This is a genomic window from Actinosynnema sp. NPDC050436 (assembly GCF_040655415.1).
In the GTDB taxonomy this organism is placed as follows: Bacteria; Actinomycetota; Actinomycetes; order Mycobacteriales; family Pseudonocardiaceae; genus Actinosynnema.
Map to the genome: position 1 here is coordinate 731,635 of NZ_JBFAJV010000002.1, position 24,963 is coordinate 756,597.

Consider the following 24,963-nt stretch of genomic DNA (forward strand, 5'->3'; position numbering starts at 1 on the left):
GCCCCGGTCCGAACCACCGCGACCGCCCGCTCGGGTCGGGCGGTCGCGGTGCTCTCCCGTCTCGTCGGCGGCCCTCTTCGAAGCTGCTCCGGAGCGGCCCCGTCAAGCTGGGGAGCGCGGAAGTTTGCCACTTGCCGGACCGCTGATCAGCGGTCTGCGACGCGGGGTGGATCACTACCATCCGCGATCATGCGAACTGTTGCGGTCCTGCTGGTGGCGGCGCTGTCGGCGGTCTCCTGCTCGTCCGGCGCACCGTCCGGCACGCCCGCCGACCCGCCGCCGTCCTCGGCCGTGCCGACCACCGGCCCCGGCGAGTACGCGGCGCCCGTGCCGATCGCCACGACGTGCTCCCAGCACCTGGCCCACGACGCCGTCGCGGACCGGTTCGGCAAGCCGACGGGCGAGCCCCGGGTCACGTCCAACGAGTCGAACGTGGTGTCCTGCTCCCAGTCGCTCACCGGCGCGGAGTACCCGGTGGGGTACGTGGTGACCGACATCGTGTTCGAGGTCGACATCGAGAAGACGCGCGCGAGGTACCAGAAGGCGAAGGACACCACCGACCCGGAGATCGGCGACGTCCAACCGCTGCCCGGGTACGGCGACCAGGCGTACTGGCTGCGCCACGGCGACGCGGTGGGCGCCCGGCCGGGCCAGTTCCAGGTACGGGTCCAGCGCGGCAACGTGCTGATCACGGTCCGCGTCGCGGCCGGCCAGACGGCGAGCTACTCGGCAGACCGGACCAACGGACTGCGCGACGCGACGGCGAAGTACGCGGAAGCAACCCTGAACCGCCTCCCCAAGCGCTGACCCACGAAGAAGCCGCTGGCCCGCACCACGCCGACTGCACCTGCCAACGCCGGGATGGTCCCTGCTTGAGGTTCGTCGGCGGACGGGTCGTGGAGGCGCGCGTTGCACACGGACGGCACCGCCGCGCCGACCGCCGTCATGGTGGGCGTGGCGGCGGTCGGCCTAAGAGGCGTGGACGGGGATCCTCGGCCGTCGGGCCTGATCTCTTTCAGGCCGGGCCGGGTGGGTGGGCCGGTGTCGCGCCCATCCGGTCGAGCAGGCCCAGCAGCAGGTCGACCTCGGCCACGACGTGGGCGGGGTCGATCCGGCCGGACCGCGTCGCGTACACCAGGCCCGCTTCGGCGGTCAGCACGAGCGGCACCGGGCAGGTGAACGGGTCGGTGCCCGCCTGATCGACCAACCACTGGGCGACCTGGGGCGTGAACGCCCGCGCCACCGCCTGCGGGTCGGTCGTGAAAGCCGTGAACTCGCGGTCGGCCGGTGCCGGCAGCACGGCGGGCAGCCACGGCCGGCCGTCCCGCGCGACGGACAGCGGTACCTCGGCCGCCGGGCCCGGGTCCCCGGCCTGCCACGCGGCCGGCCCGCCGGCCTGCACCCGCCGGCAGAGCCTGAGCGCCGGCAGCGCCGCGACGGCCACCTCCACCCGGTGCTCGCGGATGGTCGTCGTGCTCGCGGTGACCACGTGCTTGCGCACCGACGCCTCGCTGACGCGCACCGGCCACCTGCCCCGCCGGAAGTCGAGCGCGGTCTCGAACCGGGCCCGCCGGACGGTGCCGACCCGGTTCACCAGCCCGCCGGTCTCGTGCCGCAGCGGTGGCCGCAGGTCCGCCGACCACGCGCGGGCGGCGGCCGGGCCGACCACCGTCCCGCCGAGGGCGGTGGCGAGGGCGGCCAGCGCCTCGGCGTGCGCGCGCCGGACCCTTCGCTCCCGGTGCCACCGCCACCAGACCAGGAGCAGGAACAGGACCAGCAGGGTGGCGACCAGCGGGCCGAAGGTCGGGATGACGTCCATGATCAGATGTCCAGGTACCCTTCGGTCTCCTGCTTCGACTGGTCCGCCCCGGTGTCGTCGTAGCCCGCCGCCTTCTGGCCGGAGCCGAAGTTGCGCAGCGGCTTGTCGATGCCGGCGTTCGCGCCGCCGCCCAGGCCGAGTTGCGCCCGGCCCGCGTCGACGGCGGCCGTGCCCATGGACCGGCCGAACCCGTCCTGCACCCTGCTGCCGAGCATCCCCTTCTCGCCCCACAGCTTGACCACCGGCGAGTTCGACCCCGGCAGGTTGTTCTCCCTCATGCCCTTGGCCACGGCGTGGCTGATCTGCTTGTTGGCCATGGAGCGCTGGAAGGCGGTCTTGACGTTGCCGACGCGCTTGGCCAGGTTCCGCAGGAAGTCCAGGACCTTGGTGAGGAACTGCTTGAGCTTGGCCACGATCCGGGCCACCCGGCTGCCGGTGGACGCCACCCGCACGCCGGTCGCGGCACCCGCTGCGGCCGTCGAGGCCCCGAAGCTGGGCACGGCCGCCGCCAGCGCCGGTATCCAGATCATCACCAGCCAGGTGATCAGCTCGGTCAGGATCGCCTTGATGAAGTCCTCGACGATGGTCATGATCATGCTGGAGATCTGGAGCATCTGCGCCAGCTCGCCGGCCTGGCCCGCGACGCCGTCGATGCCGTTGGCGAACTCGCCCAGCTTGGTGCCCGCCGCCTCCGACGCGGGGCCGCCCCAGCTCGTGACCGAGCTCTGGAGGTCCTCGTCGAACTTCTTGCGCAGGTCTGCCACGCCCTTGGCGATGTTGGTGAAGTTCTCCGCCGCCTGGGACAGCGCCGGGCCGTCGCCGCTGACGAAGTGGATCGCGTCCTCCAGCGGCTGCACCACGCTGATCAGGAAGTTGAGGCCCTGCCCGACCAGCCAGCCGATCGGGTCGGTGGCGATGCCGTACGCGGACGTGCCCAGCGCGCCGATCAGCCCGGTGGCCTCGGAGGCCAGGCCGGTGACCTCCGCGCCGCCGTCCTTCTGCGCCTTGCCCAGCGCGTCCTTGGTCTTGAGGTAGTTGCCGTAGAAGGGGACGGCCTCGGCCACCTTCTGGCCGGTGTCCTTCTCGCCGACGGTGATCTCCACACCGCCGGCCGTGGTCTTGACTTCCGCCACCGTGCCCGCCCCTACCCCTTGTCCAACTCGACCTGGAGGCCGTTCAAGAGCTGCTTGACCGCCTCCTCCTGGTCGTCGTAGTCCTGCGCCGCGCCCTTGAACTTGTCCGAACCGGACTGCAAGCCCTCCTGCAGGGCGGTGAACAGGTCGTCGAGGTCGCCGAGCATCCGGGTGTAGTCGTCCTTCACGAACAGGCCGACCACGCCCCAGGACTTCTCCGACACGTCCGCCTTGGCCACGAGCCCGGCGATCTGCGCCGCCGTCCCGTGGTGGCCGTCGAGCTTGCCCGCGAACGTCCGCAGCTCCTCGGGGCTGACGTCGAAACCGCCGCTCACCGCGCGCTCCTCCGCTGGTCGTCGATCACGGTCACCGGTCCTCGTCGTCGTAGAGGTTGAGGAAGCGGCCGTCCTGGCCGGGCGCGGGACCGGGTCGCGGCGGTGCCGGCCGGTCGTCGTCGCGCAGGAAGCCGCGCTGCGAGAAGTCGTCCGCGTCCTCGACCGGCGCGGGCCGGCGCGGGGGCGCGGGCCGGCCGGCGGGCGGGGGCGGCACCCCGGGACGCCCGGTCGGCGGTACTCCGGGACGTCCGGCGGGCGGCACCCGGTGCGGCGGGCCGGGTGGCGGTGGTGGCGGTGGTTGCACCTGGTCCGGTGGCTGCTCGGTCATGGCGCGCAGCTCCTGCGGCGTGACGCCGAACAGCTCGGCCTGGGTCTCCAGCACCTGGTCGGTCAGGCGCAGGTCGTCGCCGAGCGCCTGCTCCACGATCCCGGCCTGCCGGCGCGCGGCCTCGGCCACCGCCTGCCGCAGCGTCCCCATGAGCGCGGCGGCCAGCGCGTGCGGCGGCCGGCGCAGGGCGTGATCGGTCAGCCGGATGTCCTTGATCGCCCCGGACGGTCCCGCCACGACGGTCACCGCCCGGTCCGGCGAGGTGGCCACGACCTCCATCGCGGCCAGTTCGCGCTGCATCTCGCCGAGGTCGCCGAACTGCTCGTCCACCCGGTGCAGCTTGGCCTGGAACTGCTCGAACCGGGTGACGAGCTGGTCGAACTCGGCGGACAAGGCAAGACCTCCGGGTGAAGTTCCGACGCGCCGGCACCCACTGCGCCGACGGGCGGCCCCCATAGTGGCAGCGAACCGCCCGCCGGGTGCCCGAATGGGCAAAATGGACAGCCGCTACTTCGTCGACCCCGCCAGCACGCCCTGCACGAAGTACCGCTGGAAGGCCAGGAACACCGCCAGCGGCACGACCATGGACAGGAACGCCCCGGTCGACAGCAGGTCGATGTTGGCCCCGAACTGCCGGAGCTGGGCCCGCAGCGCCACCGTGATCGGCGCCGAGTCCTGGTCCGCGAACACCAGCGCCACCAGCAGGTCGTTCCACACCCACAGGAACTGGAAGATGGTCAGCGACGCGATGGCGGGCTTGGCGATCGGCAGCACCACCCGCCGGAAGACCACCCACTCCCGCGCCCCGTCCATCCGGGCCGCCTCCACCAGGTCGCGCGGGATGCCCGCGAAGAAGTTGCGCAGCAGGAAGACGGCGAACGGCAGCCCGAACGCCACGTGGAACAGCACCACCCCGGCGATGGTCCCGAACAGCCCGAGCGCGCCGAACAGCTTCGCCACCGGGATCAGCGCCACCTGGACCGGCATCACCAGCAGCCCGACCACCAGCGTGGTGAGCCACAGCCGCCCCGGGAACTCGATCCACGCCAGCCCGTACGCGGCGAGCGCCGAGATCACCACCACCAGGACGGTGGCCGGCACCGCGATGTACACGGTGTTCAGCAACGACCGCAGCACGGTCGAGTTGCCCACCAGGTCCGCGTAGTTCGCCAGCGTCAGCTCCGCCGGCCGGGTGAACACCGACCACCACCCGGACGCCGTGTTGTCCGCCTCGTCGCGCAGCGACGCGATCATGAGCCCGAACACCGGCACCAGCCAGAACAGCGCCACCAGCGCCAGCCCGACCTGCACCGCGCCGTTGCCGAGCCGACCCGCGACCCGCGACAGCACCCCCCGGCGCGGTGCGCCGGTCACCGACACCTCGACCACGGTCACGACCGCTCCCGTCGGAATCGCCTGATGTTGAACAGCATCGCCGGGGCCACCAGCAGGAACAGCACGACCGCCAGCGCGCTGCCGACGCCCTGGTCGCCGCCCGCGCCGAAGGACACCTGCCACATCTGCAGCGCCAGCACGTTCGCCTCCTCCTGCACCGAGCCGGGCGCGATGACGAACACCAGCTCGAACACCTTCAGCACGTTGATCACCAGCGTCACGAACACCACCAGCAGCACCGGAGACAGCAGCGGCACGGTCACCCGCCGGAACACCTGCCACTCGGTGGCCCCGTCCACCCGCGCCGCCTCCAGCGCGTCGCGGGGGATGGCGGACAGGCCCGCCGCGATGAACGTGATGGCGAACCCGGTCATGATCCAGATCCACGACGAGATGATCACCGGCGTGATCAGGGTCGACCCGAGCCACGTCAGGCCCCGGAACGGCAGCGCGAAGTTCGCCGCCGCCAGGCGCACCGCGTACTGCCCGGGCGCCAGGTCCGGGAACGTGAACCGGCCGTCGTTGCCGGTCGTCGCCCGGCCGGCGACCTGCCCGTCCCGCACCGCCTCCACGACCAGCCCCGGCAGCCCGCGCTCGCCGTTGTCCGGCGCACCCGCCTGCCCGCCGACCGAGACGTCCAGCCACACCACGCCGCGCAGCTCCCGCGCGTCCACGGCCGGTTCCGTCGCGCGCGACGCTCCCTCCGGCAGCCGACCGGGCGGGAACCCGGCCAGCGGCACGACCACCGCGCTGCCGGGCGCGAACGTCGCCGCGCTGGTGAACCCCTGCTCGGCGGCGGTGAACGCGGCCCCGTCCCGGGGACGCGCCCCGGGGTAGGGCGAGGGTGCCGAGAACAGGTCGTGCACGCCCACCGCCACGGCGTTGACGACGCCCCGCGCGGGGTCCTCGTCGTACACCAGGCGGAAGATGATCCCGGACGCGAACAGCGAGATGGCCATCGGCATGAACAGCACCAGCCGGAACGCCGTCGCCCACCGGATGCGCTCGGTCAGCACGGCGAGGACCAGGCCGAGCCCGGTCACGATCGCGGGCGCCACGACGACCCAGACCACGTTGTTCTTGAACGCCGTCAGCGTGCGCGGGTCGGTGAACAGGTCGACGTAGTTGCCGACCCCGACGAACGCCGAGCCCGACCGGTCGAAGAAGCTGCGGACCAGCGAGTACACCAGCGGGTAGAGCACCAGCGCGCCCAGCACGAGCACGGCGGGCAGCAGGAACGGCAGCGCCTGGCGCGGTGAGCGGCCGGGCGTCGGGTCCACCCCGCCGGCGCGGGGCCGGCGGGGGGACCGGGTCCGGGTGACCGTCACCTCTGGTACGCCTTGGCCGCCTCGGACTCCAGCCGCTGCACGGCGGCGTCGACGTCGCGCGGTGCGGCCAGGAAGTCCTGGAGCGCCTTCCACTCGCCCGCGCCCTTCGTGCCGCCGAACGCGGCCGGCGCGAGGTCGGACATGTCGAAGCGCACGTTGTCGCCCGCGTCCACGAGCCGGCCGGCCAGGTCGCGGGTCACGTCGTCGGCGTAGGCGTCCTCCGGGATGCTCTTGTTGGGCGAGAGGAACCCGCCCAGCCCGGCCCACACCCGTCCGCTCTCCGGCGAGGCCAGGAACTCCATCAGCTCGTTGGTGGCCTCGTCGTCCTTGAGCTGCACGGCCATGTCGCCGCCCGCGACCACCGCGTCCCGGCTGCCGCCGATGGACGGGAACTTGAAGAACTTCGCGTCCTCGCCGACCTTCGCCTTGGTGCTGGTGCCGATCACCGACGCGACGAAGTCCGCCTCGAACACCATGGCGGCCTTGGGTTCCTCGCCGAAGACGTTGATCACCGACTGCGGGAACTCGGTCTGCAACGCGCCCGCGCTGCCGCCCTCGACCAGCCGGGCGTCGCCGAACAGCTCGCCCAGCACCTCCAGGGCCTTGCGCACCGACGGGTCGGTCCACGGGATCTCGTGCTTGGCCAGCTTGTCGTAGTTCTCCGGCCCGGCCGTGCGCAGGTAGACGTTCTCGAACCAGTCGGTCAGCGTCCAGCCGTCCGCGCCGCCGACGGACACCGCCGCCTGCCCGGTGTCCACCACCGCGCGCCCGACCTGGAGGAACTCCTCCCACGTCTTCGGCGGTTGCGCCCCGACGGCTTGCAGCGCCTTCTCGCTGTACCAGACCGTGGACTTGTTGGCGGCCTTGAAGTGCACGCCGTAGAGCTTCCCGCCGAACGTGCCGAACTTCTTCCACACGCCCGCGTTGTTGTCGGTGACGGCCCGTTCGACGTCCGCCGACACCGCCTTGAGCGACCCGGCGGCGGCGAGCTGCTCCACCAGGCCCGGTTGCGCCACCAGGGCGACGCCCGGCGGCGTGCCGCCCTGCACCCTGGTCTGGAGCACGGTCGGTAACTCGTCACCGGCCGGCGTGTACCGGACCTCGGCACCGGTCGCCTTGGTGAAGGCTTCCAGCACCTGTTCGAAGCGGAGCTGCTCGTCGCCGGTCCACGGACCGATCACCTCGACGGTCTGCCCGCTCAACGCCCCGCCCCCCGGTCCGGGGGTCGTGGTGCCCCCGGAGCACGCGGCCACCGCGCCCAACGCCGCAACCAGTGCGGCGGTCACCTTCAAGCGGCTCATCCCAGCTCTCCTGACGTGTCGGTCCACACGGACGACCCGGTCACCGGGTCGAAGAAGTGCAAGCGGGACGTGTCCACCCACGTGGCCACCGGCCGGCCCTCGTAGGTGTGCGTCCGGGGGGAGAAGCGCCCGACCAGGACGACCCCGCCGGTGCCGGGCAGGTCGGCGGTCCCGTCGTCCTCGGCCAGCGCCCGGGTGTCGTCGGTGACGACGGGGGCGGCGTCGACCGGGAAGTGCACCAGCACGTCCGAGCCCATCGCCTCCACCAGGTCGGCCACCGAGTGCAGGATCGAGCCCTCCTGGGCGTCGGCCAGCGCCGCGTCCTCCATGTCCTCGGGGCGGATGCCGAGCACCACGTCCCGACCCGCGTACCCCTCCAACGCGGGTCGGGCGCGCAGCACGGACCCGGGCAGCAGCAGGGCGTCCGAGCCCACGGTGACCCAGTGGCGGCCGTCGTCGTCGCGGTCGAGCCGGGCGGTCACCAGGTTCATGCCCGGCGAGCCGATGAACCCGGCCACGAACAGGTTGACCGGCCGGTCGTAGAGCTCCTGGGGCGGCCCGACCTGTTGCAGCACACCGCGCTTCATCACGGCCACCCGGTCGCCGAGGGTCATCGCCTCGGTCTGGTCGTGGGTCACGTACACGGTGGTGACGCCCAGGTCGCGCTGGATGCGGGCGATCTGGGCCCGCATCTGCACCCGCAGCTTGGCGTCGAGGTTCGACAGCGGCTCGTCCATCAGGAACGCCTGCGGCGCGCGCACGATCGCCCGCCCCATGGCGACCCGCTGGCGCTGCCCGCCGGACAGGTTGCGCGGTTTGCGCTCCAGGTGCTCGTGCAGTTCGAGCACCTCGGCCACCTCGCGCACCCGCCGGTCGATCTCCTCCTTCGGCAATTTGCGCAAGGTGAGCCCGAACGCGATGTTGTCGTAGACGTCGAGGTGCGGGTAGAGCGCGTAGGACTGGAACACCATCGCCACGTCCCGGTCGCGTGACGGCACCTCGTTGACCACGTGGTCGCCGATCCTGATGGACCCCTCGCTGACGCTCTCCAGCCCTGCGATCATCCGCAGGGCCGTGGTCTTGCCGCAGCCGGACGGCCCCACCAGCACCAGGAACTCCCCGTCCCGGATCTCCAGGTCGAGGTCGGCGACCGCGCGGGTGCCGTCGACGTAGACCTTCCCGAGACCGCTCAGCACGACTTCCGCCACGCCCACTCCTCGCCCCGACCGGTGTTTCCCCGGTTTTCCGCAGAATTGCGATTCCGCCGCGATGTGATCCGCGGCACCCCGTTTTCCGGTGGGGCAGACAGTAGTGCGGACTTCCCTAAGGGACCGTTAAGAGCCAGGCACGGTTTCGCTAAGCCGCGAACACCGGCCGACTCGACCGCACGGGGGCCCGATCAGGCCCTACCCTCCAGGCATGTCCAAGGTGCTGCTGGTCGAGGACGACCCGGTGGTCCAGGCGGCGCTGGTGCACGCGCTGACCGACCTCGGGCACGAGGTGCGCGCGGTCGGCACGGCGGTCGCCGCGCTGCGCGAGGCGGGGACCGAGGAGCCCGACCTGGTGATCCTCGACCTCGGCCTGCCCGACCTGGACGGGGTGGCCGCGCTGCGGATGCTGCGCGGCGTCAGCGACGTGCCGGTCATCATCGCCACCGCGCGCGGCGGGGAGAGCTCGGTGGTCGGGTCGTTGAACGCGGGCGCGGACGACTACATCGTCAAGCCGTTCTCGGCCGAGCACCTGGCGGCCCGGATCAACGCCCTGCTGCGCCGCACCTCCGGCACCACCCGCCCGGACCGCGACCTGCTCGTGGTCGGCGACCTGCGGGTGGACCTGGCGCAGCGCCAGGTGCTGCGCGACGGCCGCCCGGTCGCGCTCAGCCGCCGCGAGTTCGACCTGCTGGCCTACCTGGCGCACCGCCCGAACCGGGTGATCGCCCGCCGCGAGCTGTTCCAGGCGGTGTGGGGGCAGCCGTACCTGGGCGACGACAAGACGATCGACGTCCACGTCTCGTGGCTGCGCAGCAAGCTGGGCGAGACGGCGGCCAGGCCCCGGTACCTGCACACGGTCCGCGGCGTCGGCTTCAAGCTCGTGGCCCCGGGATGAGGGCGCTGCTCACCCGGGCCTTCGCGTGGTCGGCGGCGCTCGGCGGCGCGGTGCTGGTGGTGGGCGCGGGTGCCCTGCTCGTGGTGGCGGCGGGGGAGCGGGCCGCGTCGGAGGACCGGCGCGACGCGGCCTCGGTCGCCGCCGTGCTGGCCGTGACCACCGACCCGGACGCGGTGCGCGGCGCGGTGGCCCGCACCGCCGCCGGGGCGTCCGGCAGGCTGGCGGCGCACCTGCCGGACGGCGCGGTGGTCGGCGTCGGGACAGCGGCCGGCGACGTGGTCGAGGTGTCCACTGTGGATGGTGGGCGTGCGCGGGTGGGGATCTCGGCACCCGCGCCGGTCGTCACCACCGGGCTGGTCGCGCAACTGGCCCTGCTGCTGCTGGTCGGCGTGGTGGCGACCGGCGCGGCGGTGGCGCTGGGGCGTCGGCGGACGGTGCCGGTGGTCGACGCGCTGCGCGCGCTGGCCGACACCGCCGGCCGGCTCGCCCGGGGCGGGGACGGGCGCGTCCGGGTCGACGGGCCGCCCGAGCTGGCCGCGCTGGCGACCGCCATCACCGCCGCCGCCGACCGCGCGGAACGCCTGCTGGCCAAGGAGAGGGAGATGATCGCCGACGTCTCGCACCGGCTGCGCACGCCGCTGACCGCGCTGCGGCTGGACGCGGACGCCCTCGGCGGCGGGCCGGTCGCCGACCGCATCCGCAGCGCGGTCACCGCGCTGGGCCACGACGTCGACCGGATCATCGAGTCCCTGCACCCGGTCGCGACGGCGGCGGGCGGCACCTGCGACGTGGCCGAGGTCGTGGCCGCCCGCATGGCGTTCTGGTCCGCGCACGCCGCCGACCAGGGCCGCCCGTGCGAGGTCGAGCTGCCCGGCGGACCGACCCCCGTGCCGCTGCCCGCCGACGAGCTGGGCGCGGTGGTCGACGCGCTGCTGGAGAACGTCTTCCACCACACCCCGGCCCGCTCGGCGCTGACCGTCGCGGTGGTCGGGCACGCGGGGTGGATCACCCTGGTGGTGGAGGACGGCGGCCCCGGCATCGCCGACCCGGGACGCGCGCTGCACCGGGGCGCGTCCGGCGGCGGCTCGACCGGGCTCGGCCTCGACATCGCCCGCACGGCGGCGGAGGCGACCGGCGGCACCATCCACGTCGAGCGGGGCAGCCTCGGCGGTGCGCGCATCCGGCTGAGGCTGGGCGAGGCGGACAGCCACCACGAGCCCGCGAGCCCCCGGGCCTGGCGCTTGTGGCGGGGTCGCAGGCCGTGACCCCGCCGGGTCAGGACCGGGCCGCCGTGCGTTCGGCGACCAGCACCGCCAGCGCCCGCCCGACCGCGACGTCCCAGCCACCCAGGGCGGGGCCCACCACCAGCGAGCACTCCGCCCGCGCGCGCAGCGCCCGCACCGCGCCCCGGTCGAAGTCCCCGATCAGCTGGACCGGGGCGGCCAGCCCGGACAGCGCGGCCAGCTCCGCGCAGCACCGCCACGACACCAGCACCACCGTCGTCCCCGGCAGCGCGGCGAGTGCCCGCGCCGACTCCCGGAACCGCACGTCACCCGGCAGCGACTCGTCGAAGTCGCACACCACCACCAGCCGTCGCGCCCGAGCCGCCTGGGCGAAGTGGACCTGCCACGGTGCGGACATCCCGACCACCCCTCACCCCAACGTAGAGCGGCGCGGGGCGGTGATCTGCGGCAGATGGCCAGGTTTAACCGAACCTTAGGGCTCACACGACCTTGACCGTCCCGTGGCCGTCGCTGACGACCTCGACGTCGCAGTCGTACTCGTCCTCGGGCCAGTCGTCGGCCTTGTGCCCGCGCTCGGCCACGTAGAGGCCCTTGGCGTAGCCGCCCGCGCGCAGCCGGCCGACCGCCCAGGCGGCCAGCGGCTCGTCGGTCACCTCGTCGTGCCGTTCGAGCAGCACGTAGTCCGACTTGTGCCCGGTGCTCTCGACGACGCTGAGCTGCTGGAACCGGTGGACCATCGACTCGTCACTCCCTGTTATAGTTCGACACCGTGCGCGTCCGGCCATGATAGGTTGTAAGTACGACTTGGATGCCATGTTCATTCGGGTGATGTTCCGAGGAGCGTTATGACCAGTCCCCACCGCAGTGCGGCCCGGATCCAGATCGGCACCACGCTGCGCCGGCTGCGAGAAGACGCGAAGATGCCGCGCGACCTGGCGTGTGACGCGCTCGGCTGCACCATCACCAAGATCAGCAACATCGAGAACGCGCGCTCCGGCGTCAAGCACGCCGAGCTGGAGAAGCTGCTCACCCTCTACAGCGCCGACGAACCCACCCGCGAGGACCTGCTCGCGCTCAACTCCGAAGCCCACCGCAGGCGGCCCAAGAGCCGGCTCGGCGGGCAGATCGCGCCGTGGCTGCGCCGCATCCTGGACGTCGAGGCCATCGCGGTCGAGGCCGTGTTCTCCTCGCCCGACCTGATCCCGGCCGTGCTCCAGACCGAGGACTACGCCCGCGCGCTCATGTCCAGCGTCGGCCTCGCCGGCGAGGCGCTGGAGAAGAACCTCGAACTCCGACTCGGCCGACGCGTCCTGCTGACCGAGCGCGAGGTGCCCCTGCGGCTGTGGGCGGTGATCGCCGAACCCGTGCTGTGGGCGAACATCGGCGGCCCGGCCGTGATGCGGGCGCAGGTCGCCCACCTGCTGGAGATGACCGAGCGCGACAACGTCAACCTCCAGGTGATGCCCAGGGGAGCGGGGGTGCACCCGTTGATCGGCACTACACTCACCCTGTTCCGGCTGCCGGACGACCTGCCGTCGCTGATCAGCGTCGACACGCCGTTCGGTGATCACTTCGCCGACAGCCCCGACCAGGTGGAGCGGACCGTTCGCTGGTTCGACTTCACCCGTGCGAAGGCGTTGGGGTTGGAGGAGAGCCGCGAACTCCTGACCCGCATCCTGGAGGACATCAGATGACCTTGCAGTTGGGTGAGTGGACCAAGTTCAGCGGTGGCGGGTCCAACTGCGTCGAGGTGTTGCGGACCGCCGACGAGGTGCTGGTGCGCAACTCCAACCGGCCGGAGGAGGCCGCGCAGCGGTTCACCTACGCCGAGTGGGACTTCTTCACGCGGGGCGCCAAGCTCGGCGTGTTCGACCTCGCCTGAGACCCGCCCGGGTCTCGTCCCGCCCCGGCCGGGCGCGCGCGGAAGATCACCGGATGCGGTGAATGAGGTCGGCACCCGCGTCCGGACCGCACCACCACGACCCGCCGGGTGCCGCACGGGCCGCGACCGCCGTCGCCGGCCGGGAGGAGCGCACCCACCGGGTCGACGGGGGCACGGCCCCGCGCGTCCGGCGTGGTCGGCGGCAGCCGCCGGCCCCGCCGCTCGCGGTTCCGCCCGCCCCGGCCGGTGCCGAGCGGAGTCCGACCGGCGGCCCTATCGTCCACCCCGGGAGGTTCGCGTGGGCGGGAGCGGGGTCGCGGAGCGGGAGCAGGGCGAGGTCGGGCGCGGGGCGCGCAACGCCGTCGTCGCGGTGATCATGCTGGGGATGCTGCTGGCCGCCCTGGACCAGACGATCGTGGCCACCGCGCTGCCCACGATCGTCAGCGACCTCGGCGGCGCCGGGCACCTGTCCTGGGTGGTCACGTCCTACCTGCTCGCCGAGACCGTCATGACCGCGCTGATCGGCAAGTTCGGCGACCTGTTCGGGCGCAAGCCCGCGTTCCTGGTCAGCGTGGCGCTGTTCATGGTCGGCTCCTTCCTGTGCGGCTGGGCCGACTCCATGCTGTGGCTCATCGTCGCGCGGGCGGTCCAGGGACTGGGCGCCGGCGGGCTGATGGTGACGTCGATGGCGGTGATCGCCGACGTCGTGCCGCTGTCCGAGCGCGGCAAGTACCAGGGCCTGATCGGCGCGCTGTTCGGCGTGTCCACGGTGGTCGGGCCGCTGCTGGGCGGGCTGTTCGTGGACCACCTGAGCTGGCGGTGGGCGTTCTACGTCAACCTGCCGCTGGGCGTGCTCGTCCTGGTCGTGGGCGCCCTGCGGCTGCCCGGCGTCAAGACCGCCGGCAGACCCCGGATCGACTACCTCGGCATCCTGCTGATCGCCCTGGCCGCCACCGGCCTGACGCTGGTCACGAGCTGGGGCGGGGTGGAGTACGACTGGACCTCGCCGACGATCCTGTGGATGGCGGCCGGGTCGCTGGTCGCGCTCGCGCTGTTCGTGCGGGTTGAGCTGCGCGCGGCCGAGCCGATGCTGCCGATGCGGCTGTTCCGCAGCCCGGTGTTCACCGTGTGCTGCGTGCTGAGCTTCGTGGTCGGCTTCGCGATGTTGGGCGGCGTGACCTTCCTGCCGACCTACCTCCAGTACGTGCACGGCGCGTCGGCCACCCGGTCCGGCCTGGAGATGCTGCCGCTGGTGGTCGGGCTGCTGGTGGCGTCGATCGTGACCGGCAACGTGATCAGCAAGACCGGCCGCTACCGGGTCTTCCCGATCGTGGGCAGCCTGCTCATGGTCGCGGGGCTGCTGCTGCTGTCGCTGCTGGACGCGGGCACGGCGTTCTGGGAGGCGTCGGCGTACATGCTGGTGCTCGGGCTGGGCGTGGGAATGTGCATGCCGGTCCCCGTGGTGGTGGTGCAGAGCACGAGCAGCTACGAGGACCTGGGCGTGGCCACGTCCGGCGTGAGCTTCATCCGGACGCTGGGCAGCTCGTTCGGCGTGGCCATCTTCGGCACCGTCTACGCGAGCACCCTGCCGGAGAAGCTGGCGGCGGCCGTCCCACCGGGCGTCGACCCCCGCGCCGCGTCGAACGTGCAGGCCCTGCACGCGCTCCCGGAGCAGGTCAAGGCCCCGATCATCGCGGCCTACGCCGACACCCTCCAGACCGTCTTCCTGTGGGCCGCGCCGGTCGCGGCGGTGGCGTTCGTGGTCGCGCTGTTCCTGCGCGAGGTGCCCCTGCGCGACACCGCCCGGGTGGCGGCGACGGGCAACAGCGGCGTGGGCGAGAGCTTCGCCGTGCCCCAGTCCGGCGCGTCCAGCCAGGAGCTGGAGAAGCTCGTGGCGCTGATCGTCCGCAAGGAGCACCGCGACCCGACGCCGGAGGTGCTGGCCGCGTCCGGCCTGCCGCTGACCCACGCCCAGGCGTGGCTGCTGGTCAAGGTCTTCCGCCAGTCCGCCCAGCACGGCGACGCCTCCCTGGACGACCTGGCCGACCGGACCGGGGTCCCGGCGGGCGTCTTCGAACCGGTGGCCCGCCAACTGCTCACCAAGGGCCTGCTGGCCGAGTCCGGCGACCGCTACCGCTTCACCCCGCAGGGCACCGAGACCTTCACCGGCCTGGTGGCCTCCTGGCGGCGCTGGCTGCACGCGAAGCTCGTGGACTGGGAGTGCGACGACCCGGAGTTCGCGGGGGCCGTGGACCGGGTGGCCGCCGAACTGGTCACCACCAGCCAGGCGCTCACCGCCCGCCACCCGACGCCGGTCTGACGGCCGGCGGCTACCGCCCACCCGCGCGCCACGCGGCCAGCAGCTCGTCCAGCTCGGCCATCGGCACCGAGCCCTCCGCGTAGAAGCGGACCGCGTCGAGCAGCGCGGCCAGGCCGTCCGGGTAGCCCAGGCCGGTCCGCACGATGCTCACCACGTCGGCGCGGGCGGTCGGCATCCGGGGCACGGCCGGGCCGAACGGCACGTCCCGCAGCACCAGGTCGCGGCCTTCGCGCGAGTCGAACCCGGGCGTGCCCAGCAGGACGTCCACCAGCGGGCGCACCAGGTCCGGCCCCCGGTCCCCGCGCGCCGGCGCGGCAGGACCGGCGCCGCCGTCCACCAGGCGGATCCACGCGTGCGCGCGGGTCTCCTTGACCTGCACGCCGATCCGGCGGAACTCGGCCGGCCGGGCGGCGGGGTCCTGGCTGACCACGGAGGCGTGGACGGCGTCCGACACGATCAGCACGAGCGTGGCGGTCGAGTCGGCCAGCGCCCGCTTGGCGTCGCGCGCGTCGAGGATCCGGCAGGCGAAGATCAGGGCGGGCCCGGTCTTGCCGTGCCCGTCGTGGTGCACCTCGCCCGCGTGCACGGCCATCCGCATCCGCAACCGCGCCCCGGACGCGTGCACGGCGTTGTACCGCCGCAGCCCGGCCGCCACCCGCTCCGGCAGCGCGTCGACCAGGCGCAGCTTGGGCACCTCGGCGGGCAGCACGAACAGCAGGCTGTCGCCCGCGTCGTCCACCGTCCGGTCGTCCCAGGGCAGCCCGACGGCCTCGAACGCCGACCGCATCACCGCGTACATCCCGCCGCGGACCGCCAGCCGGTCGTGGGTGGTGCGCACGACGTCGCCGTACCCCTCGACGTCCACGACCACGACCGACCGGTGGATGGAGGCGGTGTCCATCTGCGTCTCCCCGCTGCCAGGTGTTGCCGTTGTAGCCCACCACCACCGCCGCCGGCGGCGAACGGGCCGGCGGCACTCGAAGTGAGCAACGCCCCGGCCCCTGTCTACGCTCGGACCGGTCGGTGGTCTTCGGAGTTCTGGGGGGAACGGTGGTCGTTCGTCGAGCCGTGGTCGGTGACGTGCCGGCGATCGTCGGGTTGCTGGCCGACGACGAGCTGGGGGCGCAGCGGGAAGCGCCGGACGAGATCGGGCAGTACCTGCGGGCGTTCGCGGTGATCGACGCCTCGCCGCAGGAGGTGCTGGTGGTCGCCGAGGAGGACGGGGTGGTCGTCGGCACGTTGCAGCTCACCGTGCTGCCCGGGTTGTCGCACCGGGGCATGGTCCGGGCCCAGGTGGAGGGCGTGCGGGTGGCCGCCGCGCGGCGGGGCGGCGGGCTGGGCGAGGAGCTGCTGCGGTGGGCGCTGGAGGAGGCGCGGGCGCGCGGGTGCGCCGTGGTGCAGCTGACGTCCGACCTGCGGCGCGAGGACGCGCACCGGTTCTACGAGCGGCTCGGGTTCGTGCCGTCCCACCAGGGGTTCAAGTACTGGCTCGACGGGCGGTGAACGCGGACGCCGGCCCCGCGTGCCGGCGGTGGTGAGGACGCCGGCTGCGCGCCGGCGGTGGGCATGACGACCCGGCGCGCTGCCGGGCCGAGGAAGGCGGCCCCGTTCGAGGGGCGGGGCCGCCTCGGGTCACCTGGTCGCCCGGCGGTCGTGGGCGAGCAGCATCAGCACCGCGCCGATGAGCACCAGGTTCTTCAGCACGAACTCCCCGTTCGCGGTGAGCAGCAGCGGGTTGCCGTCGCTCCAGGTCAGGTCCGGCGCCTGCACGAACACCAGGAAGGTGCCCGCCAGGTGCAGGCCCGCCGCGACCAGCGTCGTCCGCCACGGGCGGCCGACCAGCAGGGCCGCCCCCAGCGCCACCTCGAACCAGCCGAGCACCGGCAGCAGCACGGCGGCCGGCACCCACGGCAGGGTGGCGTGCACCAGCTCGGCGACCGGCGACTCGCCGACCACCTTCAGCAGGCCGAACCAGACGAACACCAGGCCGATCGCGACCCGCAGCACCGTCGGCGCGACGCGGCCGACCCGGCGCTCGACGTGGTCCCACCAGCCGCGCGGCGGGTCCGGGCGGACCTCCTCCACCCGGCGGTCCTCCGTGGTGGACACGTCAGTCACCCAACGGGTTGAGCAGGTCGGCCTTGCCCTCGAACGCGAACAGCAGCAGGTCGGTCATCCGGAACGTCGTGGAGTCCGGCCCGAACACCGGCCGCCAGTACGGCTCCCGCACGATCGAGGACCGCGACGCCTCCATCGAGCGGTGGAACACCTCGGCCACGATCCGACCGCCCACCGCGCCCAGCAGGCCGCCGTTGAACTCGGCCTCCCGCAGGACGTAGAACCACAGCGGCGTGGCCTCCAGGAGCGCGGCCCGCTGCGGTTCGGGCAGCGAGTCCAGCTGCACGCCGCCGTTGCCGACGACGAGCTGCTCCTCGGTCAGCGGCTCGACGCCCAGCAGCGACGCCATCTGCTGCCCGCTGGCCAGCCGCACCATGTTCGCCCGGGTGAGGTTCCGGAACGCCAGGTTGCGGTGGATGGTCGGGACCTGCTGCCCCCGACCGTCGAACGTGCCCGCCGGCAGCGTCGTGAGCGGGTCGACCAGCAGCGTGTCGATCGCCTTGGCCGCGTTCCCGCCGCCCGGCCCGGGTGCCAGGTCCGGCCGACCCGCCTCGGCGAAGTCGTAGAGCCGGCGGAAGTCCGCGATCCAGTTGGTGGGCAGCGTGTCCGGGCCGAGGACGGTCGGGTCGTCCAAATCCGAGCCGGGCACGAAGTTGCCGCTGGTGCCGCTGAAGGTGAACAGCTGCAACAGGGTCGCCGACCCCAGCTGCCCCTCCGCCGGGTCGCCCGCGCGGAACACCCTGTTCCACTGGTAGGTGGCCCGGATCATGCTGTGGCCCAACCGGTAGGCCGCTACCGAGAACTCCAGCGGCATGGTGGCGGGCTGCGTCGCGCCCTGGTAGCCGCGACCCGTGGCCTCGAAGAACCGCCGGCCGTGGGTGAACACGTCGTCCACGATCGCCGGGTCGACGATCCTCGGCAGGTGGTCGTGCCGCAGCATCCACTGGTAGTGCCGGACGACCTGGGCCCGCGCCGCGTGGAACAGCCGCTGACCGGACAGCCCGGTGAGCGCCAGCTCGTCCACCACCCGGTTGTGGAACCGGATGAACGCGAGGTGGGTCTGCGCGACGACCAGGTTCTCGTCGTTGCGCAGGTCCGGGATCAGCGCCCGCCTGCGGTCGGCCCCGGTGGTCCCGGAGCCCGCGCGCGGCAGGTCGAAGCCCTCCAGCGCGACGTCCGTCCGGGAGTCCGGCACGGGCGTCTTGGACGTGGTGCCGACCTTGAGCTTGACCTGGTCGGGCGCGTAGAACGCCCGGTCGTGCGGGTCGAGCGGGCCCCGGCCGTACACCGAGTCGAGGTCGAGCGCGGGCGAGCGGCCCTGGACCAGGTCGTCCAGGTTCACGTCCCCGCCGAGCTGCGACTCGGTGCGGTCCATGGTGAGGTCGTGGTCCACGAACTGGCCGAGGTAGGTGAAACCGGCCGGGATGACCGGGTCCGCCGAGTCCGCCTGCGGGCCCGAGGCGGTCATGGCCTCGGCGAGCGCCCTCCGGACGTCCTCGGGCACCTGCACCCCTTCGGGTCCCAGTCGCGAGAACCGGAACCTGCGGAGCTCCTCCACCGTCAGGGGGCGCCGGGCCGCCGGCTCCCCGTTGCCGTCGAACTCCAACACCCCCTCGCCCACGACGAAGAAGCTGTTGCTCCCGTGGTGTTTCATGATCTCTCCCCCGTGGCTGGTCCGGATCCCCACCGGACAGGGCGGACGCACCACCCGGTGCGAACTCCCACGTACAACAAGGGGCAACCGCCATTCGGTGGATACGTCCGACCCGCCACGTGGACGGTGTTCACACCCGTGAACGGCTAGCCGAGCGTGCTCACGTAGCCGAGAGCACCGACCAGCGGCAACAGGGCGACGGTGGTCAGCACCGACTTCCGGGTGGGCTTTGCACCCTGGCGCAAGGACCGCACTCCTGCGGGGATGAGCGCCGCGCACAGCCCTACCGTGCCGACGACCGACAGCACCTCCGCGCCCTTCAGCACGCCCAGCGGGAGCAGTGCCATGGTCGCCAGCGCGACCGAGCGCGTCACGCCCAGCTCCCCGGAGCGCCACGCCGCGAACGCGAGCACCGGCCAGCCGGCCACGATGGACAGCGACAGCCAGCTGTACAGGTGGACGTCCTGGTAGGACTCGCCGACCAGCCGTGCCGCGAACTCCGCCCCGTGCCGCCGGACGAGCCCCTGCGCGGCGTGGTCCACCCCGCCGTGGAAGGTCCGCTCGACCAGCCCGACCACGACCAGCACGCCGCTCCACGCGGCCCACGCCGGACGCGTGCGCCCGATCCGCGCGACCAGGTCGAGCACCCCGAACAGCGTGACCAGGTGACCGGCGAGGAACGTCGTGTAGGCGGCGGTCATCAGCGCCGGGTGCGCGGCCATCGCGTCGAGCTGTCCGGTGAAGAAGAAGGGGAACGGGACGCGCAGCAGCGTGCCGGTGAGCAGCAGCAGGGGACCGAGGACCAGTGCGACGCCGCCGATCCAGCGGCCGGGGAACGAGTACATGCCGTCAGAAGGTGCCGGCGGCGCGGCGCTGGCGGATCGGCCCGGGGTCCGGTGCCGAAGTCGGACCGTGGGCCGATCCGCCGGTCTCGCGGGTGGGCCTGCGCTGCCGGCCGCTAGGCTCGTTGTCGGTCGAGCAGGCTTCGGTGAAGCGGAATGGGCCACGCCGATCCGGCGTCCACATCAGACGCAACTCGCGCGCAGCGGAGAGGCCAAGACCGCGACACCAGTAGTCGACACCATGACCGCAGACGGCCACCGTGCCGAGGCCGAACGCGCGGACACGATCCGGAGGGCAGTGACGGAGTCGACCACTCCGCCAGGTCGGTCGGCCTCGCCGGCGTCGAGTCGGGTGCACCGCACGTACCCGCCGAGCCGGGTTCCGCACATCACGGCATGGTCGACGGAGACGGACGAAGTGCCCTGCCTGGCCATTCGGTCCGGCCGGAGGCTCGGCTACCGCGAGGAGACGGGCCAGGGCCGCGACGAGCGAGGCATCCTCGTGAAGCGCACGCGCTCCGCTCAGGGCCAGGGCAGCCCCGTTCCGGTGCTCGCGTCGCTTCACGTGCGGGAGTTCAGGGCCACCGAGCTGATCGCCTGACCAGGCTTCGCATCGAACGGGGACGGCCGGACAGGGGTGTCCGCCAACGGCTCACAGGTGGGTCTTGAACCAGTCCACGATGAGCGCCGTCGTGTCCGCGAGTCCTTCCCGGTCCACCTCGTGGCCCACGCCGGGGTGCAGTTCCAGCCGCGTGGTCTTGCCCAGTTCCTTGAGCCGTCGGTACATCTGTTCCGACTCCTCCGGCGCGACGCGGGTGTCGTTCTCGCCGTGCAGGATCAGCACGGGGGCCTGCACCCGGTGGGCGTGGGTCAGGGGGCTGTGCTCGACCAGGCGCGCGCGGTCCTCCGGGTCGTCGGGGTTGCCGATCCACTCCTCGGTCCGCCTGCGCCACGTCGGCGGCGCGTGCTCGATGTCGGTGAGCAGGTCCGAGGTGCCGCACTCGCTGACCGCCGCCCGCCACAGCTCCGGCTGCCGGGTCACGCAGGACAACGCCGCGAACCCGCCGTACGACGCGCCGTGCACGCCGAGGCGCGACCCGTCCGCCCAGTCGAGCCCGGCCACCAGGGCGGCGGTGGCCGCCAGGTCCTCCAGGTCACCTCCGCCCCAGTCGCGGTAGATCATCCGCTGGTAGCGCAGGCCGTAGCCGGACGAGCCCCGGTAGTTGGGCGAGACCACCCCGATCCCCTCGGCCAGCAGCGCCTGCACCATCGGGTAGAACGCCGGGTACGCCTGCGACTCCGGGCCGCCGTGCACGGTCATCACCACGGGCGCGGGCGCGTCGGCGCTCGCACCCGGCGGGCGGTACAGCAGGCACGGCACGCGCAGGCCGTCCGCGCTGGTGGCGTGCACGACGGTGGGTGCCACCAGCCCGTCGGGCAGTCCCGCGCCGAAGTCGCTGAGCTGGTCGGCGGTGCCCGCGTCGAGGTCGGCGAGGAACAGCTCGGTGGCCGCGTCGCCCCGGGCGAGCTGCACCAGCAGCCGGTTGTCGTGGGTGAACCGCAGCGCGAAGCCGTCCATGCCGTGCTCGCAGACGGCCAGCCCGGCGGGCACACCGGTCACCGCGACGGGCTCGCCGGTCACCCCGACGGGCTCGCCGCCGACCCGCGACCAGAACAGCCGGGTGTAGCCGTGCTCGTTGCGCCCCCACGCGAGCCGGGTGCCGTCCGGGGACAGCGCGCCGCCCTCGACGTCGGCGTCGGGGGTGTCCAGCCAGGTCAGCTCACCGGTCAGGGACAGCACGGCCAGGCCGGTGGAGTCGCGCCCCTGCGTGGTGGCCAGGTACACGCCGGACGAGTCGGGCAGCCACGCGACCGGCAGGTACTTCGCCGGCCCGTCGTGGTCGGCCAGCCGGCGCGCGGTGCCCGAGGCCAGGTCGACGACGTGCAGCCGGTGGTCGGTGTTCTGGTGCAGCTCCTGCACCAGCAGCAGGCGCGAATCGGGGGAGAAGCCCATCGGCAGGTACCGGTCGTCGCCGCGCAGGACGGTCCGGGTCTCGCCGCCCTCCCGCACCAGGACGTCGAACACCTCCCGGTCACGCGCGTTGCTCGCGTACGCGATGAGCTTGCCGTCCGCGCTGTAAGGCGTGCCCGTGCTCCCGTACGGCGCACCGATCTCGCAGCGCACCCCCTTCTCCGCGACCAGCCAGTCGACGTTCCCGGTCGCCGGGTCCAGCTCACCCAGCCAGTGGTCCTCGCCGCCGTCCGGGTCGGTCAGCACGAGCAGCCGCACGCCGTCCGGTCGCCACGTGCAGCGCCGCACCGCCCCCGGCACGGGCAGGTGCACGCCGTCCAGCCACGGCTGGGGCTTCCCGGTGCGGTCGGACAGCCACACGAGCCGGCCGTCGGCGGCGGCCTCCGCGCCGGTCACCCACTCGAAGTCGGTCAGGCTCACCGGCCCTCCTCGGCGATCGCCCGCTGCACGGTGGCCGCCGCGACGATCCCGCGCCGGAACCAGTCGAGCACCAGGTTCTCGTTGGGCGCGTGGTTGTGCTCGTCCACGTTCGCCAGCGGCACGCCGTAGCACGGCACGTCCAGCTCGTCGGTGAACGCGGCGATCGGCAGGCTGCCGCCGAGCGCGGGCAGCAGCAGCGGCTCCTCGCCCAGCCCGACCTCCGCGCCGCGCAGCACGGCCTGCGTCCAGCGGGTCTCGGGCAGCGTCCGGGACGGGTTCATCGCACCGCCGGTCACCAGCTCGACGTCCGGCGCGTGCCGGGCGAGGTGCGCCCGGATCGCCGCGAACACCGCGTCGGCGCGCTGCCCGCCGACCAGCCGCATGTCGCACTTGGCGACCGCCACGTTGGGCACGACCGTCCGGTGCTCGCCGGCGTCCTCGCAGGTCAGTGAGTTGATGGAGAACGTCGGCCCGGTGAGCCGCTGGTAGTAGCCCAGCCCGGCGGGCGGTTCCAGGCCGCTCACGCCGATGCCCGCGAGCACCTCCGGCACGTCGACCGGCAGCCGCTCCAGGGCGTCGCGCTCGCCGGGGCTCAGCGGCACCACGTCGTCGGCGAAGCCCTCGACCAGGACGTTGCCCTGCGCGTCGCGCATCCCGGCGAGCACCTGCACCAGCCGCCACGCCGGGTTGGGCGCGACGCCGCCCCAGTTGCCCGAGTGCAGCACGTCGTTCGCGCCGCGCACGCGCAGCTCGAACGTGACGATGCCGCGCACGCCCAGCACGACCGACGCGCGCCCGGACTCGTGCACCGGGCCGTCGCTCCACACCACGAGGTCGGGCCGGTCGAGCTGCCGCACGGCCTTCGCCAGGTTGGGGCTGCCGGTCTCCTCCTCGCCGTCGAGCAGCACGGTGACCCGGCACGGCAGGCCGCCGGTGATCTCCCGCAGGGCGCGCAGGCCGAGCAGTTGGGCCAGGTGCTGGCCCTTGTTGTCGCCGGTGCCCCGGCCGTAGACGCGGCCGTCGCGGAAGTCCGGTTCGAACGGCGGCGACAGCCACTCGTGCAGCGGTCCGGCGGGCTGCACGTCGTAGTGGCCGTAGACGAGCACGTGCGGCGCGTCCGCCGGCCCCGGCGCGGTGCCGACCAGCGCGGGCCACCCGCCGGTCTCGACGGCGCGTGCGGTCAGCCCGCTGCGCCGCAGCAGCTCCAGGCCGTGCTCGGCGGCGTCCGCCATGCCCTCGCCGGTCCGGCTGACGCTCGGCTGGGCGATCCACGCCGCCAGCTCCGCCAGCAGTCCCGGCTCCCGGTCCCGCACCCAGTCGCGGACCTGTTCGGCCAACCCCATCGTCGCTCCCCAGCATCGATTTCACTTTGTGCAATCGATGCCAGTGAACCAAATCACCACCGGGTGCGGCAAGGTCGGGTCGGTTAGCCTTCGTGCCGTGTCCGGAGAAACCCACCTGCGCACCGCCTCGGTGGACGAGTTGAAGGCGCTGGCGCACCCGCTGCGCTGGCGCATCCTGCGCCTGTGCTTCGACCGCGCGTGGACCAACCAGGAGCTGGCCGAACGGCTGGAGGTCGCGCCCGCGACCGTCCTGCGGCACGTCCGGGCACTGGTGAAGACGGACTTCCTGGTCGCCGAACCCGTGCGCACGAGCGCGAAAGGCGCGCTGGAGCGCCCCTACCGCGCGACCGGGCGCACGTGGCAGCTCGGGCTGATCGACGTCGAGGGCGTCGGCATGGTCCAGCAGGTCGACCTGGCGGTGCTCGCCGCGCACCGCGCCGAGATCGTGGAGGCCGGCCCCGAGTCGAGCCGGGGCATGTCGCGCGGCACCCTGCGCCTGGGGGCCGAGGCGCAGGCCGAGCTGGAGTCCCGGCTGGCCGGGCTGATCGCCGAGTTCCTGGCCCGCGAGGAGCCCGACGGGGAACCCCTGAGCTACCTCTGGTCGGTCGTCGCCCGCGCGGAGCGGTAGCCCGGACGCCGCATTGCGCGCCGGCCCCGGTCGCCGTTGAATCGGCGCTGTTGCCCGCCGAGCCCGTGGAGCGCCCGCGATGACGGACCTGACGCTGGACCCCGCCACCACCGCCGTGGTGCTGATCGAGTACCAGAACGACTTCACCAGCGAGGGCGGCGTGCTGCACGGCGCGGTCGGCCCGGTGATGGCGGAGACCGGGATGCTGCCCAAGACCGTGGCGCTGGTCGACGCGGCGCGCGCGGCCGGCGTGACGGTCATGCACGCCCCGATCACCTTCGCGGAGGGCTACCACGAGATCTCCGCGCACCCCTACGGCATCCTCAAGGGCGTCGTGGACGGCAAGGCGTTCGTCAAGGGCGGGTGGGGCGCGGCGATCGTGGACGACCTCGCGCCGCGCGAGGGCGACATCGTGGTCGAGGGCAAGCGCGGGCTCGACACGTTCGCCAGCACCAACCTCGACTTCATCCTGCGCAGCAAGGGGATCAGGACCATCGTGCTGGGCGGCTTCCTGACCAACTGCTGCGTGGAGTCGACCATGCGCACCGGCTACGAGAACGGCTACCGGGTGGTCACGGTGACCGACTGCGTGGCGGCGACCTCGCGCGAGGAGCACGACAACGCCATCCGCTTCGACTACCCGATGTTCTCGGTGACCGCCACGGCCGACCAGGTGATCGCCGCGCTGTCCTGACCGCGTGCGGATAGCCGAATCGGCTCATTGTCGCAGCGTGA

Annotated in this window: 26 protein-coding genes; 10 read left to right on the plus strand and 16 right to left on the minus strand. The window is 73.1% G+C overall.

Features of this window, described 5'->3' with window-relative positions; translation table 11 throughout:
- The first annotated feature begins 189 nt into the window (after positions 1 to 189).
- A complete protein-coding gene (locus AB0I60_RS07510) occupies positions 190 to 807 on the plus strand; it encodes a hypothetical protein (protein WP_360726560.1) in 618 nt (205 codons plus the stop codon).
- Positions 808 to 1,015: 208 nt separating this feature from the next.
- Here AB0I60_RS07510 and AB0I60_RS07515 read toward each other — a convergent pair whose 3' ends face one another.
- The 8 genes from AB0I60_RS07515 to ugpC form a co-directional block, all read right to left on the minus strand.
- Positions 1,016 to 1,819 carry a hypothetical protein gene (locus AB0I60_RS07515; protein ID WP_360726562.1) on the minus strand — a complete coding sequence of 268 codons (804 nt, stop codon included), beginning with the start codon at positions 1,817 to 1,819 and terminating at the stop codon, positions 1,016 to 1,018.
- A 2-nt stretch (positions 1,820 to 1,821) separates the two neighbouring features.
- Entirely contained in the window at positions 1,822 to 2,952 is a 1,131-nt protein-coding gene (locus AB0I60_RS07520; protein WP_360726564.1) for a hypothetical protein, read from the minus strand.
- Between the two features lie 11 nt (positions 2,953 to 2,963).
- Positions 2,964 to 3,287 (minus strand): type VII secretion target, encoded by a 324-nt coding sequence (locus tag AB0I60_RS07525; protein ID WP_360726565.1) that lies wholly within the window; start codon positions 3,285 to 3,287, stop codon positions 2,964 to 2,966.
- A 31-nt stretch (positions 3,288 to 3,318) separates the two neighbouring features.
- Positions 3,319 to 4,008: a YbaB/EbfC family nucleoid-associated protein gene (locus AB0I60_RS07530; protein ID WP_360726567.1), complete on the minus strand. Its 690-nt coding sequence runs from the start codon at positions 4,006 to 4,008 to the stop codon at positions 3,319 to 3,321.
- Between the two features lie 114 nt (positions 4,009 to 4,122).
- Entirely contained in the window at positions 4,123 to 5,010 is an 888-nt protein-coding gene (locus AB0I60_RS07535; RefSeq protein ID WP_360726568.1) for a carbohydrate ABC transporter permease, read from the minus strand.
- A complete protein-coding gene (locus tag AB0I60_RS07540; protein ID WP_360726570.1) occupies positions 5,007 to 6,338 on the minus strand; it encodes an ABC transporter permease subunit in 1,332 nt (443 codons plus the stop codon). Before AB0I60_RS07540 ends, AB0I60_RS07535 begins: the two co-directional genes overlap by 4 nt.
- Entirely contained in the window at positions 6,335 to 7,639 is a 1,305-nt protein-coding gene (locus tag AB0I60_RS07545; protein ID WP_360726572.1) for an ABC transporter substrate-binding protein, read from the minus strand. The genes AB0I60_RS07540 and AB0I60_RS07545 overlap by 4 nt, the downstream gene beginning before the upstream one ends.
- Entirely contained in the window at positions 7,636 to 8,847 is a 1,212-nt protein-coding gene (gene ugpC / locus AB0I60_RS07550; RefSeq protein ID WP_360726574.1) for a sn-glycerol-3-phosphate ABC transporter ATP-binding protein UgpC, read from the minus strand. Before ugpC ends, AB0I60_RS07545 begins: the two co-directional genes overlap by 4 nt.
- Positions 8,848 to 9,058: 211 nt before the next feature.
- On the opposite strand from ugpC, the gene AB0I60_RS07555 reads away from it, so the two are divergent.
- Together AB0I60_RS07555 and AB0I60_RS07560 are read left to right on the plus strand one after the other, a co-directional pair.
- Positions 9,059 to 9,745 (plus strand): response regulator transcription factor, encoded by a 687-nt coding sequence (locus tag AB0I60_RS07555; protein WP_360726576.1) that lies wholly within the window; start codon positions 9,059 to 9,061, stop codon positions 9,743 to 9,745.
- Positions 9,742 to 11,010 carry a HAMP domain-containing sensor histidine kinase gene (locus AB0I60_RS07560; RefSeq protein ID WP_360726577.1) on the plus strand — a complete coding sequence of 423 codons (1,269 nt, stop codon included), beginning with the start codon at positions 9,742 to 9,744 and terminating at the stop codon, positions 11,008 to 11,010. The genes AB0I60_RS07555 and AB0I60_RS07560 overlap by 4 nt, the downstream gene beginning before the upstream one ends.
- A 10-nt stretch (positions 11,011 to 11,020) precedes the next feature.
- On the opposite strand, the gene AB0I60_RS07565 is transcribed toward AB0I60_RS07560, so the two are convergent.
- Together AB0I60_RS07565 and AB0I60_RS07570 are read right to left on the minus strand one after the other, a co-directional pair.
- Entirely contained in the window at positions 11,021 to 11,386 is a 366-nt protein-coding gene (locus AB0I60_RS07565) for a hypothetical protein (protein ID WP_360726578.1), read from the minus strand.
- Between the two features lie 82 nt (positions 11,387 to 11,468).
- Positions 11,469 to 11,726: a hypothetical protein gene (locus tag AB0I60_RS07570; RefSeq protein WP_360726579.1), complete on the minus strand. Its 258-nt coding sequence runs from the start codon at positions 11,724 to 11,726 to the stop codon at positions 11,469 to 11,471.
- Between the two features lie 108 nt (positions 11,727 to 11,834).
- On the opposite strand from AB0I60_RS07570, the gene AB0I60_RS07575 reads away from it, so the two are divergent.
- The 3 genes from AB0I60_RS07575 to AB0I60_RS07585 all read left to right on the plus strand — a co-directional run bounded on the left by AB0I60_RS07575 (position 11,835) and on the right by AB0I60_RS07585 (position 15,191).
- Positions 11,835 to 12,683 (plus strand): helix-turn-helix transcriptional regulator, encoded by an 849-nt coding sequence (locus tag AB0I60_RS07575; protein ID WP_360726581.1) that lies wholly within the window; start codon positions 11,835 to 11,837, stop codon positions 12,681 to 12,683.
- Positions 12,680 to 12,871: a DUF397 domain-containing protein gene (locus AB0I60_RS07580; protein ID WP_360726583.1), complete on the plus strand. Its 192-nt coding sequence runs from the start codon at positions 12,680 to 12,682 to the stop codon at positions 12,869 to 12,871. Before AB0I60_RS07575 ends, AB0I60_RS07580 begins: the two co-directional genes overlap by 4 nt.
- Before the next feature lie 376 nt (positions 12,872 to 13,247).
- Positions 13,248 to 15,191, plus strand: a complete 1,944-nt coding sequence (locus AB0I60_RS07585) for a DHA2 family efflux MFS transporter permease subunit (RefSeq protein ID WP_360726846.1) — start codon at positions 13,248 to 13,250, stop codon at positions 15,189 to 15,191.
- 10 nt (positions 15,192 to 15,201) lie between these two features.
- On the opposite strand, the gene AB0I60_RS07590 is transcribed toward AB0I60_RS07585, so the two are convergent.
- A complete protein-coding gene (locus AB0I60_RS07590; RefSeq protein WP_360726584.1) occupies positions 15,202 to 16,092 on the minus strand; it encodes a hypothetical protein in 891 nt (296 codons plus the stop codon).
- 149 nt (positions 16,093 to 16,241) lie between these two features.
- Here AB0I60_RS07590 and AB0I60_RS07595 point away from each other — a divergent pair, with 149 nt between their 5' ends.
- Positions 16,242 to 16,694, plus strand: a complete 453-nt coding sequence (locus AB0I60_RS07595; protein WP_360726585.1) for a GNAT family N-acetyltransferase — start codon at positions 16,242 to 16,244, stop codon at positions 16,692 to 16,694.
- A gap of 129 nt (positions 16,695 to 16,823) precedes the next feature.
- On the opposite strand, the gene AB0I60_RS07600 is transcribed toward AB0I60_RS07595, so the two are convergent.
- From AB0I60_RS07600 to AB0I60_RS07610, 3 genes are all read right to left on the minus strand, one after another.
- Positions 16,824 to 17,300 carry a DoxX family protein gene (locus tag AB0I60_RS07600; RefSeq protein WP_360726586.1) on the minus strand — a complete coding sequence of 159 codons (477 nt, stop codon included), beginning with the start codon at positions 17,298 to 17,300 and terminating at the stop codon, positions 16,824 to 16,826.
- Between the two features lies 1 nt (position 17,301).
- Entirely contained in the window at positions 17,302 to 18,963 is a 1,662-nt protein-coding gene (locus tag AB0I60_RS07605; RefSeq protein WP_360726587.1) for a heme peroxidase family protein, read from the minus strand.
- 146 nt (positions 18,964 to 19,109) lie between these two features.
- Positions 19,110 to 19,808: a hypothetical protein gene (locus tag AB0I60_RS07610; RefSeq protein WP_360726588.1), complete on the minus strand. Its 699-nt coding sequence runs from the start codon at positions 19,806 to 19,808 to the stop codon at positions 19,110 to 19,112.
- Positions 19,809 to 20,157: 349 nt separating this feature from the next.
- Between AB0I60_RS07610 and AB0I60_RS07615 the strand changes: the two genes are divergently transcribed.
- Positions 20,158 to 20,406 (plus strand): hypothetical protein, encoded by a 249-nt coding sequence (locus tag AB0I60_RS07615; protein ID WP_360726589.1) that lies wholly within the window; start codon positions 20,158 to 20,160, stop codon positions 20,404 to 20,406.
- A gap of 51 nt (positions 20,407 to 20,457) precedes the next feature.
- On the opposite strand, the gene AB0I60_RS07620 is transcribed toward AB0I60_RS07615, so the two are convergent.
- Together AB0I60_RS07620 and AB0I60_RS07625 are read right to left on the minus strand one after the other, a co-directional pair.
- Positions 20,458 to 22,257, minus strand: a complete 1,800-nt coding sequence (locus tag AB0I60_RS07620) for a prolyl oligopeptidase family serine peptidase (RefSeq protein ID WP_360726591.1) — start codon at positions 22,255 to 22,257, stop codon at positions 20,458 to 20,460.
- On the minus strand, positions 22,254 to 23,600 hold the full coding sequence (locus AB0I60_RS07625) for a M20/M25/M40 family metallo-hydrolase (RefSeq protein WP_360726592.1): 1,347 nt from the start codon (positions 23,598 to 23,600) through the stop codon (positions 22,254 to 22,256). Before AB0I60_RS07625 ends, AB0I60_RS07620 begins: the two co-directional genes overlap by 4 nt.
- Before the next feature lie 97 nt (positions 23,601 to 23,697).
- On the opposite strand from AB0I60_RS07625, the gene AB0I60_RS07630 reads away from it, so the two are divergent.
- Positions 23,698 to 24,228: a winged helix-turn-helix domain-containing protein gene (locus tag AB0I60_RS07630; RefSeq protein WP_360726593.1), complete on the plus strand. Its 531-nt coding sequence runs from the start codon at positions 23,698 to 23,700 to the stop codon at positions 24,226 to 24,228.
- Between the two features lie 79 nt (positions 24,229 to 24,307).
- The gene (locus AB0I60_RS07635) at positions 24,308 to 24,922 is read left to right on the plus strand and encodes a cysteine hydrolase (RefSeq protein WP_360726595.1); all 615 of its coding nucleotides are present in this window, start codon (positions 24,308 to 24,310) and stop codon (positions 24,920 to 24,922) included.
- Positions 24,923 to 24,963 lie beyond the last annotated feature (41 nt).